Source organism: Domibacillus robiginosus, from assembly GCF_000966195.1.
GTDB classification, from domain to species: domain Bacteria; phylum Bacillota; class Bacilli; order Bacillales; family Domibacillaceae; genus Domibacillus; species Domibacillus robiginosus.
Map to the genome: position 1 here is coordinate 251792 of NZ_LAHL01000009.1, position 13322 is coordinate 265113.

Annotated in this window: 13 protein-coding genes; 4 read left to right on the top strand and 9 right to left on the bottom strand. The window is 42.5% G+C overall.

Translation table 11 applies throughout. The features are described from left to right. Positions 1-16 precede the first annotated feature (16 nt). The 4 genes from VP97_RS06405 to VP97_RS06420 all read right to left on the bottom strand — a co-directional run bounded on the left by VP97_RS06405 (position 17) and on the right by VP97_RS06420 (position 6014). Positions 17-997, bottom strand: a complete 981-nt coding sequence (locus VP97_RS06405) for a PstS family phosphate ABC transporter substrate-binding protein (protein WP_050180862.1) — start codon at positions 995-997, stop codon at positions 17-19. A 291-nt stretch (positions 998-1288) separates the two neighbouring features. Further along, complete coding sequence (locus tag VP97_RS06410) at positions 1289-3406, bottom strand: peptidoglycan D,D-transpeptidase FtsI family protein (RefSeq protein WP_082220271.1); 2118 nt, start codon at positions 3404-3406, stop codon at positions 1289-1291. 161 nt (positions 3407-3567) lie between these two features. Next, complete coding sequence (locus VP97_RS06415; protein ID WP_050180865.1) at positions 3568-4176, bottom strand: superoxide dismutase; 609 nt, start codon at positions 4174-4176, stop codon at positions 3568-3570. A gap of 203 nt (positions 4177-4379) precedes the next feature. Next, positions 4380-6014, bottom strand: a complete 1635-nt coding sequence (locus VP97_RS06420; protein WP_050180867.1) for a Na/Pi cotransporter family protein — start codon at positions 6012-6014, stop codon at positions 4380-4382. 227 nt (positions 6015-6241) lie between these two features. On the opposite strand from VP97_RS06420, the gene VP97_RS06425 reads away from it, so the two are divergent. The 3 genes from VP97_RS06425 to VP97_RS06435 all read left to right on the top strand — a co-directional run bounded on the left by VP97_RS06425 (position 6242) and on the right by VP97_RS06435 (position 8565). Further along, positions 6242-6790, top strand: coding sequence for a DUF1189 family protein (locus VP97_RS06425; protein ID WP_050180868.1), 549 nt, complete (start codon positions 6242-6244; stop codon positions 6788-6790). Between the two features lie 78 nt (positions 6791-6868). Next, complete coding sequence (ispG, locus tag VP97_RS06430) at positions 6869-7963, top strand: flavodoxin-dependent (E)-4-hydroxy-3-methylbut-2-enyl-diphosphate synthase (protein WP_156153433.1); 1095 nt, start codon at positions 6869-6871, stop codon at positions 7961-7963. 5 nt (positions 7964-7968) lie between these two features. Further along, positions 7969-8565, top strand: coding sequence for a nucleotidase (locus VP97_RS06435; protein ID WP_050181000.1), 597 nt, complete (start codon positions 7969-7971; stop codon positions 8563-8565). Positions 8566-8594: 29 nt separating this feature from the next. Here the strand turns inward: VP97_RS06435 and VP97_RS06440 are convergent, their stop codons facing one another. From VP97_RS06440 to VP97_RS06450, 3 genes are read right to left on the bottom strand one after another with little or no spacing between them, the layout of a single operon-like run. After that, a complete protein-coding gene (locus VP97_RS06440) occupies positions 8595-9011 on the bottom strand; it encodes a Fur family transcriptional regulator (protein ID WP_050180871.1) in 417 nt (138 codons plus the stop codon). 16 nt (positions 9012-9027) lie between these two features. Then, entirely contained in the window at positions 9028-9858 is an 831-nt protein-coding gene (locus VP97_RS06445; RefSeq protein WP_050180873.1) for a metal ABC transporter permease, read from the bottom strand. Positions 9859-9871: 13 nt separating this feature from the next. Next, positions 9872-10639 carry a metal ABC transporter ATP-binding protein gene (locus VP97_RS06450; RefSeq protein ID WP_050180874.1) on the bottom strand — a complete coding sequence of 256 codons (768 nt, stop codon included), beginning with the start codon at positions 10637-10639 and terminating at the stop codon, positions 9872-9874. Between the two features lie 106 nt (positions 10640-10745). On the opposite strand from VP97_RS06450, the gene VP97_RS06455 reads away from it, so the two are divergent. Continuing rightward, entirely contained in the window at positions 10746-11012 is a 267-nt protein-coding gene (locus VP97_RS06455) for a DUF2624 family protein (protein ID WP_050180875.1), read from the top strand. Here the strand turns inward: VP97_RS06455 and VP97_RS06460 are convergent. After that, positions 11002-11904, bottom strand: a complete 903-nt coding sequence (locus VP97_RS06460) for a deoxyribonuclease IV (RefSeq protein ID WP_050180878.1) — start codon at positions 11902-11904, stop codon at positions 11002-11004. The two genes, VP97_RS06455 and VP97_RS06460, sit on opposite strands and share 11 nt — an antisense overlap. 14 nt (positions 11905-11918) lie before the next feature. Beyond that, on the bottom strand, positions 11919-13232 hold the full coding sequence (locus VP97_RS06465) for a DEAD/DEAH box helicase (protein WP_050180884.1): 1314 nt from the start codon (positions 13230-13232) through the stop codon (positions 11919-11921). Positions 13233-13322: the final 90 nt, after the last annotated feature.

Below are 13322 nucleotides of genomic sequence, written 5' to 3' on the forward strand. Positions count from 1 at the left end.
TATTTTAAACTGTTGCTTATTTCAAGCCTTCAAGTGTTTTAAGCTGTTCTGTGTATTTCTCTTCTGGAAGAGAAACATAGCCTACATCTTCCGCCAGCATTGCTGCATTTTCTAGTGTAAATTGTGTGTAAGCTGCTACTGCTTCATCATCTTTAATCGCCGCATTGCTTACATATGTGTACAATGGACGTGAAAGTGGCTCATACTCACCGCTCTCAATTGTTTCAGCATTTGGTTCAACAGCCGTGCCTTCTCCGTTAACAATTGGTACAACTTTTAAATTATCTTTGTTTTCAAGGTAGTATGCATAACCAAAATAACCGATTGAATTTTTATCTCCTGTTACACCCTGTACAAGAACGTTGTCATCTTCAGAAAGTGTAGCCGACTTGTCGATTTGGCCGCCATCAAGAATTACTTCATCGAAATAATCGAATGTGCCGGAATCTGTACCTGGAGAATAGAATTTAATTTCTTCTGCCGGCCAGCCTTCGCGAATATCAGACCATTTTTTTACCTGGCCGTTATCAAGCCACATTTTTTTAAGTTCATCTACTGTTAATTGATCTACCCAGTCATTGTCTTTGTTAATGACTACAGACAACCCATCGTAAGCAAGCTCTAGTTCTGTAAAATCAACACCCGCTTCTTCAAGGGCTTTTGTTTCTTCTTCTTTAATTGGACGAGATGCATTACTCATTTGTGTTTCGCCAGCAATAAACTTTTCAAACCCGCCGCCTGTTCCAGATAATCCGACTGTTACTTTTACATCCGGCTGTTCAAGCATAAACTCTTCAGCTACTGCTTCAGCAATCGGATAAACTGTTGATGAACCATCGATTGAGATTTCGCCTTGAAGCTGCGCATCACCTGCGTCTGTTTGTCCTTCTGCGTCATCCCCTGTTGCTGCTCCATTATCAGCATTGTTTCCGCATGCACCCATTACAAGCGCCGATCCTAGTAGTGCTGATAGTGTGAGAACTTTGACTGGTTTCATTCTTCATTTCCCCCTGCAAGTTTGTTTTTTTTGTTGTTTGCTACACTGAATACAATAAAGGATGAGTATTAATAAGGTTTTAATGAAATGTTAAGGTTTTGTAAATCACGCACGATTTCTTGAAATATTTGTTGATTTTTATCATTGAAAGCGATTACTATTATTTAGTAATGGCTCTCTTATTTTTTAAACACCTTCCTTTAATTTTTAAAGAGTCATTTAACCCATCCAAGCAGGTATAATATTTCAATAAAAGAGCCTTTCCGTTAAAGTAAACGGAAAGGCTCTTTTTTATTCATCCTTTAATTCCTCTGTTTCAGAGTTCTCTGTGTCTGTTTTTGTCACAATTTCCTGGTCAATAACAGCCTGTGCTGGTTTTTGACTGGCTCTTTCTTTCTTCAGCTCAAAATATTTATCCATTGCCCGGCGACCGATATCATGGTTAATATGACTGGAGCTCGAGCCTTCATACGCCCAAGGGACTACTACGGCCATTGCAACTTCCGGATTGTCATACGGAGCATATCCAACCAGTGTAACGTTCCAGGTCATCTGGTGCTCGCCTTTCTTTTTTAGCGGTCCGTCGTATACACCTTCAGCTGTTCCTGTTTTAGCTGCCATTTTATACGGTGCATCGCCGAAATACTTTGTCGCTGTGCCTTCAGAGGCCTGTGCGACAAGACGAAATCCTTCCTGTACCTGCTCAATCCAGCCCGGTTCCAGCTTCAATGTATTTAGCACATGCGGCTCAATTTCTTCCGCAATCGGCCCAATTGTATTGGTGGAAGAAACCGGTTCTCTGATTTCTTTTACAATATGCGGCTGCATGCGATAGCCGCCGTTTGCAATAGTGGACACGTACTGTGCAAGCTGCAGCGGTGTGTACGTATCAAACTGGCCAATAGAAAAGTCGAGAATTTTACCGGGCTGGTCGATAAAGCCTTTGTAGCCTGCTTGCTCGTTCGGCAAATCAATACCTGTTTTCACCCCAAGACCAAATTGGCTAAAATATTTCCGCATTGTTGGAAAAGCGTCATCGTTGATTTTCAAACTGCCATTTGGCACGTAACTGGCGCCTCCGATTTCCATCGCTGTTTTAAACATGTATACATTGGACGAGCGCATTAGCGCGTACGTGTCACTGATCCCAAATGCGCCTCCCCGGTTAAACCAGGAGCTTTTTGGATTTGTGCCGGCAAACTTCAACGGTTCATCTACAATGTATTCACCCGGTTTGTTGACACCGGTCATATACCCTGTTAGGATTGTTGCTCCTTTTACAGCAGAACCCATTGCATAAGAAGTAGTCATATTGCCCAGTGCAAAGTCATAAATTTCCGCTTTTCCGTCTACCACTTCGTACTTTTTGCCGGCCATCGCCAGCACTTCACCTGTGTTTGGATCCATCATCGTTACGAATGCCCGGTCTAAAAGCGGATGGTAGCTTGATTTTGATTTTCTTAACTCTTCTTCAATAATTTGCTCCACTGCTGTCTGAAGGTCCATATCGATCGTTAACACAAGATCTTTCCCGCGCTGTCCTTCAGTAATAATCTCGGAATCTAAAATATTGCCCGATTTGTCGGTTACATTTTTCATCTTGGTTTTCTGGCCGCGCAGTACATCCTCATACTGGTACTCCAGATAGCTTTTTCCTACCCGGTCATTGCGGCTGTATCCTCTGGCCAAATAGAAGTCAGCCATTTCTTTTGGGAGCCCCTCTTTGGAGGAGGAAATATTGCCGAGCACCGTTTTTAACGTGCCGTCATACGCATAAGAGCGTTCCCAGTCCGTTGTTGTATTCACACCTGGAAGAGACGATAGATTTTCGCTTACTACGGCATATTCGACATCCGTTACATTTTCGTTTTTAACAATTTGTGGAGTTTGTGCATAACCGGCTGTAAACTCTCGGTAGATGGCCAGCACTTCCAGCTCCGCATCGGTCAGCTCCTTTAAATCGTTTTCTGTAATTCGATCCAGCTGCATGTCATAAATTTCATCTTCTGATAGCTTGTCCTCTTTGTAATCAGCCCATTCAGCATCCGTTATTTTGGCTTCTGCTTTTTTAGGATGCTTCGTGATCCAAAAATCTTTTTTGTCACGCTCTGTTACTTGATCAGTCTCTTTCTCGATCAACTGAGCCAGCTTTTCCGCTGTTTTCATCATATCCTCTGGATCCGCGTTAGAGGCCCGCGTATAAGTAATAGCGTTTTGCGGCATATTGTCTACAACAACTTGGCCATAGCGGTCATAAATTTTACCACGTGGCACGCTCGTATTCACCGTCACATCTTCTGTTCGTTCAATTTTACGCTGGTAGTCTTCTCCCTGGACAATTTGTACAATGCCCAGGCGAAATATCAGAGCCGAAAACAATAGGAAAACCACAAAAAACAGCATGTTCATTCGAAAAGGCACATGTGTTTTTTTCTTTCTATTCGCTTTTTTCAACCGCCTAACCCTTTCTTCGATTCATTTACTCTACTATTCATTGTATCGAAATCTATGTTTTTTTGCCACCAAAAAACCGGCCCGATAATCGGACCGGCTTTTTTTCAGGCATTTTATTAAAGAGCTGCTTCGTAACGTTTTGATACTTCATCCCAGTTTACTACATTCCAGAATGCTGCAATGTAATCCGGGCGACGGTTTTGGTAGTTCAAGTAGTATGCATGCTCCCAAACATCAAGACCAAGAATTGGAGTTTTGCCTTCCATGATTGGTGAGTCCTGGTTTGGTGTGCTTGACAGGTCAAGTTCACCGTTTGCAACAGAAAGCCATGCCCAGCCAGAACCGAAGCGTGTAGCGCCTGCTTTTGCAAATTCTTCTTTGAACGCATCAAAGCTTCCAAATTTCGCATCAATCGCTTCTGCAAGTTTACCTGTTGGCGCGCCGCCACCGTTTGGTGAAAGAAGCTGCCAGAAAAGCGAATGATTTGCATGACCGCCGCCATTGTTGCGCACAGCTGTGCGTGCAGATTCAGGAACTGCATCTAAATTAGCAATCACTTCTTCTACTGATTTAGAAAGAAGTTCTTCATTTCCTTCTAGAGCTGCATTTAAGTTTGTAACGTACGTGTTGTGATGTTTGGTGTGATGGATGTTCATCGTTTCTTTGTCGATGTGGGGTTCTAGTGCGTCATACGCGTAAGGTAGCTGTGGTAGTTCAAAAGCCATTGTTTAATTCCTCCCAAAATAAAGTGATTTACTTAACATAGATAAGATTAACAAAATTGTGAACATGGCGCAATGATTATGCCCACAAGAAAAAAATCAAATGTGCACAGCTGAAAACGATGCTTTAATGGCTGCCCAGTGTCCATAGTTTAAGGACACTTATTTAAAAAGAAGCCGTCATTGTGACGGCTTCTGCTTCTTACTTATAAATTACGAATACCGAGAACGGCTTCTGCCACATTTACCGCATGGTCACCCATACGCTCTAAGTTTGAAATAATGTCTACAAAAGCAATGCCTGCCTGTCCTGTACACTTTCTTTCATTCAAACGCAGAATGTGCTGTTTGCGGAGTTTCCGTTCCATTTTGTCAATCAATTCTTCGTCCTCTGTTACTTCACGTGCAAGATTCAGGTCATTGGCATCCAGTGCACGAATTGCTTTCGAAACAGTTTCTATCGTCAGTTTAAACATTTCGTCAAGGTCCGCAGCTGCCTGGCCTGAAATGACCACTTTATTTGCTTGTTGATACTCCACCAATTCGCATACATTTTCTGCATGGTCCCCGATTCTTTCAATATCGCGAACAGCATCTAATAAAGTGGAATGCTTTTCTGATTCTGCAGAGCTCAATTGCTTTGCGCCAACCTGCACCAGATAATCAGTAATTTTTTGATCAAGATTATCAATTGCTTCCTCAATTTGCTCTGCATTTAAAGCATGCTTTTGTTGTCTTGTTTTTAAATACTCGTGTGTTTCCTCCATGCCTTTAATCGCAAATTTCCCCATACGAACGACCTCTTCTTTTGCCTGGCTTAGCGCAATAGATGAAGATTGTTCAATAAAAATCGGATCTAAGTGCTGCGGCTTATATTCAATAACCGTATCTTTTCCCGGAATAAGCTTTGTTACAATCGCCGCAAGTACAGCTACAAATGGTAATTGAATGAGCGTATTGGTTACGTTGAAGGTGCCGTGTGCAAAGGCAATCGTCATTTCTGGATTGAGTCCCAAAGACTGCTGCAAATAGCTTATAAAAGCTGTATAAAGCGGCAAAATAATCAAGAAGATGATCGTACCAATAATATTGAATAATACATGTGTCGCAGCAGCTCGTCTAGCTGCAACAGATGCACCAATTGAAGCAAGCACCGCCGTAATAGTCGTCCCAATGTTGTCTCCAAATAAAACAGGAAGAGCAGCATCAAGATTAAGAAGCCCCTCAGCAAAAAGACCCTGCAAAATACCAATTGTGGCACTAGAACTTTGAACAATTACCGTAAAGAGCGTACCAACGACAACTCCTAAAATAGGACTTGACGCCATGCTGACCGTTAAATCGTGGAACGATTCAAGGCTGCGAAGCGGCTTCATTCCTCCACTCATCAGTTCTAGGCCATAGAAGAGTGAACCAAACCCAAAAACAATTCGTCCAATATTGCTTGTTTTTTTGTTCTTAAAGAAGAAAATAAGGATGGAGCCAAGTGCAATAACCGGGAGGGCATATTCACCAATATCAATACCGATGATAAATGCTGTAATAGTCGTCCCAATATTTGCACCCATGATCACGCCTATTGCTTGTCTAAGCGTCATAAAACCAGCACTAACCAGTCCTACTGTAATGACTGTTGTACCAGAACTACTTTGAATCAACACAGTTACCAAGATCCCGGCTAAAACGCCCATTAACGGGTTTGTCGTAAACCGATCTAAAATATCACGAAGACGGTCGCCAGCTGAAGCCTGCAGGCCATCTCCCATTTGCTTAATTCCATACAAAAATATACCTAGTCCTCCAAAAAATTGAAACAGCATTTCTTGGATATTAATGTCCATTTTTTCAGCTCCACTCAGATGTTTTCGACAAAATTCTCCCTAATTATGAAGAATACATGTATTTAAAGTAAAGGCCTTATCCTCAAAATTTACATTTGATTAATAATCACGCTCATTTATTACATTTATGTTACAAACATTAACTATTGTAAATGGAATCTTCTAGATTATTAATAGTCCTTTCTATATAATAAACGGTGATTTCTTTTAGAAAGGATGGTATTTATATGTCATTACTCAAACGATTCAGCAAGAGTTTATACTCGCCAAAATATATTGCCGCTTTTCGATTCGAAAGCATCGGAAAGACAATCACCTATGTATTTTTTCTTTCTTTTATTATGGGTCTGCCAGCTTTTTGGACATCTTTTATATATGTATCTGCAGATGCCAGCTGGGCAGCAGAAGAGATGAAGAAACTATTCCCTTTTACAGCCGTTCACCAGGACCAGCCGATAAACAAAGTTATTTTTTTGCTTACTGCCCTTTTTTCCTATTATGTCTTTCTTTCATTTACATTATTTTTAAAAATAATGTTATTTGCTTTAATCGCCTTTATATTGGTTTTATTTTTAAAAAAGCGTGGAGAATACCGACACCTCTTTAGAATAACTGCTTACTCTCTGACCTTGCCGCTTTGTTTAACGGTATCAGCCGACATAATTGGCCTGACATTCCTATCTACTTATTGGATTGACTGGCTGCTTGTTCTTCTCATAATTCTTTTTTCCATCCGTTATCTTCCTCCTGCAAAGGTAAACGGAATTGTTGTCTGAACAGCCGTTCCTCTGATAGAATGGAACAGATATGATAGTTAGATTAACTTTTAAAGGAGCGAATCACCATTGAGTGAAATCACCCACCGCACGAAAACCCGTCCAGTGAAGGTTGGCAATTTAACGATTGGCGGAAACGACCAGATCGTTATTCAAAGTATGACGACTACAAAAACACACGATGTTGAAGCAACGGTTGCTGAAATAAACCGACTCGAAGAAGCAGGCTGTCAAGTCGTCCGTGTCGCGGTCCCTGATGAGCGTGCTGCAGACGCCCTCGCAGCAATCAAGAGCCAGATTAATCTTCCGCTCGTTGCTGATATTCATTTTGATTATAAATTGGCGCTTAAGGCGATTGAAGCAGGTGTTGATAAAATCCGCATCAATCCCGGCAACATCGGACGCCGTGAAAAGGTAGAAGCTGTTGTAAATGCGGCTAAAGCAAAAGGCGTACCTATTCGTATTGGGGTTAATGCGGGAAGCTTAGAACGTAAAATCCTTGAAAAATACGGCTATCCGACGGCAGATGGCATGGTTGAAAGTGCGCTTCACCATATTAAAATTTTAGAAGACCTTGATTTCCATGATATCATCGTTTCCATGAAAGCATCCGATGTAAACCTCGCTATTGAAGCGTATGAAAAAGCAGCTAAAGCATTTGATTATCCACTTCATCTAGGAATTACAGAATCTGGCACTCTTTTTGCGGGAACGGTAAAAAGTGCTGCAGGTCTTGGAGCTATCTTAAGCAAAGGAATCGGGAATACGCTTCGTATCTCATTAAGTGCCGACCCGGTTGAAGAAGTGAAAGTAGCACGCGAGCTGCTGAAATCATTTGGCCTGGCTGCCAATGCTGCTACGCTCATTTCATGCCCAACATGCGGCCGCATCGAAATTGACTTGATTGCGATTGCGAATGAAGTAGAAGAGTATATTTCAACGATTAAAGCGCCGATTAAAGTAGCTGTTCTTGGCTGCGCTGTAAACGGCCCTGGAGAAGCACGTGAAGCAGATATTGGCATTGCTGGTGCACGCGGTGAAGGTCTTCTTTTCCGCCACGGTAAAACAGTTCGAAAGGTACCTGAGGAAACAATGGTAGAAGAATTGAAAAAAGAAATCGATCTTATTGCTGAAGAATATTACCGCAAACAAGCACTTGCGGCCCAACAATGATCACGATGAAAAAAAAGCGCTTTGGCATTGACATAGATGGAACGGTAACCTGTCCGTCAAGCCTCGTTCCATTTATTAATGAATCATTTTCTTTAAATATCACCCTTGATGATATTAAAAAGTATGATCTTTCAGACGCTCTAAACATTTCTCCTGATAAAATGCGGGACTGGTTTGATAAAACAGAACCAGCTATTTATACCGCTTCCCCTCTAGCAGAGGGAGCAGACAGCATTTTGGCGAAATGGCAAAAAAGCTTCCATCTGCTTTTCATCAGTGCAAGACGAAAGCATCTTTTTGATATTACCGAGCAGTGGTTTCAAAACAAGCAGATTCATTATGATCATATTGAGCTAATCGGCTCTCATGACAAGGTTGAAGCTGCAAAACGGCATCAGGTTGATATTTTCTTTGAAGACAAGCATGATAATGCCGTTACGCTGGCAGAAGAGCTGCATATTCCAGTGGTTTTATTTAATACACCTTATAATCAAGATCCCATTCCTGATCGTGTCGTACGCGTGAATAATTGGCATGAAGCGGATTTATGGATTCAGCAGTGGCTTGAACAAGGCGAAATCCGACCGCTTATACACATATAAAAAAGCGTGGCCAAAAGAAATTCTTTTGGTCACGCTTTTTTTGTACACATTTCACACTTTCCATACACTTCAAATTTATGGCCGGTGATTTCACAGCCAGCTAGTTCCTCCACGTTATTCATTGGACACATATTAATTTCCTTTGTTTTCCCACATTCCATGCAAATAAAATGATGATGATGATGATTATGTGAGCAGGCAAAACGGAAATGCCGCTCACCCGATAATTCTGTTTCTTCCAAAATATCCATCTCAGTAAAAAGTGCTAAATTCCTGTAAATTGTATCAAAGCTAAGGCCTGGATAGTCCCCCTTCATTTCTTCAAGCACATCTTTTGCTGTTAAATATTTATCCTGCCTTGCAAACAGTGCCAGCATTTCTTCCCGCTTTCCTGTTTGCTTGTAGCCTTTTTCTTTCATGATTTCCATCGCTTTTGTTAAGTTCATGATGGACCCCTCTTTACTAGTTTTTCTCTTTTTTCCATAAAATTACACCAAGCAAGATCATAATGGACGTTACGACAATTGTGCCGCCGGGTGCTAGGTCAAGATAAAACGCACTGATCAAGCCAGTAATAACGGAAATTTCCCCGAATAAAACGGACAGCCAGATGGTTTGCTTGAATCCTTTAGCAATCCGCATAGCCGCGGCAACAGGAAGCGTCATCAGGGCTGATACAAGCAAAACACCAACAATCCGCATAGAAACGGCAATTACAAGCGCTGTTAACACAATAAAAGCCAGGTGTACGGCTTTAGCCGGGATGCCCGATGCTTTTGCATACTCTTCATCAAATGATAAAACAAACAATTCTTTATACAGTAAGCACACGGTAATAAAAACAATGATACTGATTCCGATGACAGCGTAAAGGTCATTCCGGCTCACTGCGCTGACACTGCCAAACAAGTAGCTGAATAAATCTGTATTAAAACCGTCTGCAATGGAAATAAAAATAACCCCGAGCCCAATCCCTCCGGACATCATAATAGGGATTGCTAGCTCTTGATAATGCTTATATACGCTTCGCAGCCTTTCCACTAGCAGAGAGCCGCCAACGGAAAAAACCATTCCAAAGTAAAGCGGATTTACAGCGGAAAGTGCCGGGAAGGTTTGTCCAAGAAGCAGGCCTGCCGCAATTCCAGAGAGTGTAACATGGCTTAGTGCATCTGCAATTAAGGACAGCCGCCGCACGACTATAAATGCACCGAGCAGCGGTGCGATCACACCGATAATCGCACCGGATAAAAATGCGTTCTGCAAAAATTCATAGGTAAAAATAGCTTCTATCATAATGGTCTTCCCTTCAGTGATCGTGATGATGATCAAGCAGGCGGATGCCATGTCCATATAAATCGGATAATTCTTGCTCATCAAGTTCTACAAATTGCTGCATACTGCCGTGGAAATGAAGATATTTATTCAAACAGGCTACATGGGTTACTTTATCGGTAATGGCACCAATATCATGCGTGACAAGCAGCAGCGTCATCTCCAGGTCATGATTCAAATGTGTAAGCATATGATAAAAAGATTCGACATTTTGACTGTCTACTCCGACCGTTGGCTCGTCCAAAATTAAAACGGATGGATTCGATACAATCGCCCGGGCAATAAACACACGCTGCTGCTGGCCGCCTGATAAATCACCGATATTACGTGTTAAGAAGGACTCCATGCCAACAGCGCGGACGGCCTGCTCCACTGCTTCTTTTTCTTTACGGCCTGGACGGCGAAACAACCCCATTTTTTTAACCAGTCCGCCCATTACGACTTCAAAAACGGTTGCTGGAAAGCCGGTGTTGAATGAGTTGGCTTTTTGTGAAACAAAACCAATCCGGTCCCACTCCTTGAATTTATCCTGCGGAACGCCAAACAGCTCTACGTTCCCTTCTTTAGCTTTTAATAAGCCTAATATAATTTTTAGTAATGTTGATTTCCCGGATCCGTTTGGCCCGACCAGGCCAACGAAGGCACCTTTTGGAATCGACAGATTGATTCGCTCGAGGACATTTTCGCGGTCATAACGAAAGTTCACATCGCGTATATCAATGACAGGCGGTTTTTCCTTCATATATAGAACTCCTTTAATTGTAAGAATGATTACGATTTAAACAATATCCAGTATACAGGATGGCCGCTCTCAAGTAAATGAAGTGATTTCGAGAAAGGAGTACGGTATGCAGCCTCTTCATCAAATGGTCAATCGTCGTGTTCAAACAATTACAAAAGCGGAGCTGATGGAACAAGCAAGAAAATTTCAAGTACCTTTAAATGAAAAGCAGGCAGACCAGTTTATTGACTGGCTTGCCCATCACGAAGTTGATTTGTTTTCTGAAGCAAAAAGGACCGAGCTCTTCCAGGCAGCTGAAAGGATTCTCGGTAAACGAGAAGCCGCAGCGCTTGAAAAAATGCTCCGTCCCTATATGCACTTCCTTAAGTTATAACGCCTGCTACAATTTTTTCCCTAATGCCTTCATCAAATTGCTTGCCGCGAAGCATGGCAATTTCCTGAAGGTATGGGGGTTTTTTTGTATTCTTATCTTCTCCTATATAAGGTGTTTCCAAAATTTTAGGAATATCGGTCAATTGTGGATGGTGCACGATATAGGACAGCGCATCAAAGCCAATATAGCCAAAGCCAATATTTTCATGCCGGTCTTTGCCAGCACCGCGCTCATTTTTGCTGTCATTGATATGCAGCACCTTCAAGCGGTCAATACCGATAATGCGGTCAAATTGGTCCAGCACTCCATCAAAGTCTTCTCGGACAGGGTAACCCGCATCATGTGTATGGCAGGTGTCAAAGCAGACCGACAGTTTATCGTTATGATTCACCATATCCATAATCATGGCGATCTCTTCAAACTGGCGGCCGCATTCCGTTCCTTTTCCCGCCATTGTCTCAAGGGCAATTTGAACAATTTGATCCTGCTGAAGCACTTCATTTAAGCCTTCCGCAATCTTTTTCAGTCCGGCTTCCGCTCCTGCACCTACATGAGCGCCCGGATGAAGAACGATCTGACTGGCACCGACAGCCGTTGAACGCTCTATTTCCATTTGAAGAAAATCTACCCCAAGCTGAAATGTTTCCGGCTTGATTGTATTACCAAGATTGATAATATAGGGGGCATGAACGACAATATCTATAATGCCGTTTTGCTCCATATGACGGCGCCCCGCTTCAATGTTCAAATCTTCAATAGGCTTTCTGCGCGTATTTTGAGGAGCGCCTGTATAAACCATAAAGGTGGTTGCCCCGTAAGAAACAGCTTCCTCACTGGCCCCAAGCAGCATTTTTTTGCCGCTCATTGAAACATGTGATCCAATTTTTAACATCCTTAAACTCCCTGTTACTTTTTATTGCGGGCGTCGATACGGCGCTGGCGTTTTTCAATTTTCGCTACTTCTATTTTCCGTTTCTTTTTATAGCCCGGCTTTACTTTTTGCGGGCGGCTTGTGACCGCTCTGACTTTCGGATTGATTGTATCTTCTTTTTTCTCCCGTTTTTTACGGCGATTACGATCAGCTGTCTCAACAATTTCTCCGCCTTTGATATCACCATTCGAAAACGTAATATCGCGTTTTTCCAGCTTTGCGATCGCATCTTCATCAGCGGGAAGGTAAACTGTAGCACAAATGCCGGATGCACCGGCACGGGCTGTACGGCCTGCCCGGTGAATGTAAAAGTCAAGATCCGCCGGCAGCTCATAATTGATTACATGACTGACGCCTTCGATATCAATACCGCGGGCAGCAAGGTCTGTTGCCACAATATAACGGTACTCAAGATCATGAACCTGCTTCATCATTTTTTTCCGTTCACGAGGCGGCAGGTCACCATGGATACGGCCGGTTTTCAAGCCTTTTGCCGCCAGCTTATCCGCTACCTCATCCGCTTTTTGCTTTGTGTTTGTGAACACAACAGCCAGATACGGATTAAATGCTTGCAGTAGATCGTAGACCACGTCTACTTTGTCACGGCTCTTTGCCGCTACAAGCAAATGTTCAATATTAGCAGCAGATGCGCGCTTTGGCTCAATGTGTACGTATTCCGGATTTTCCATGTATTTTTTCAAAAAAGGTTTTAGTTTTTGCGGAATAGTAGCAGAAAAAACAAACATGCCAAGCTCCTCTGGCATACCGGATGCAATTCGGTCTACGTCGTTAATAAAGCCCATATCAAGCATTAAATCGGCTTCATCTACAACGAGCATGCCCGCTTTGTGAACAGAAACGGCATTATCGCCAATAAGATCAGCAATTCTTCCCGGTGTTCCAACCATGATGTGTGGTGGGTTTTTCAGCCGCTCTATATCCCGTTTTTTATCCGTTCCTCCGACAAAATGACGGATTGAAATTTCTTCCTCTGATTCTTTTGCCACTTTTTGAAATGCCTGATAGATCTGCGTGGCTAGTTCACGTGTCGGAGCTGTAATGACAGCCTGCACTTCTTTTTTATCGGCTTCGATGCGGTTTAAAATAGGCAGTACGTACGAATGGGTTTTCCCAGTACCCGTTTGGGATTGTCCGATCGCGCTTTCCCCTTTTAGGATAAGCGGAATCATCTTACGTTGAATGGGCGTAGGCTCTTTGAAGCGCAGCGCTTCAATTCCTTTATAAATAAACGGCTTTAGGCCGTATTGTTCAAATGTATAGTTTGCCATATGGCATCCAATTCCTTTCACGTTCAAAGTTTATGCACGTTACGATAATATACTAAAAGCGTCAAGAAAGCAAAAGAAGGTTTACGCACA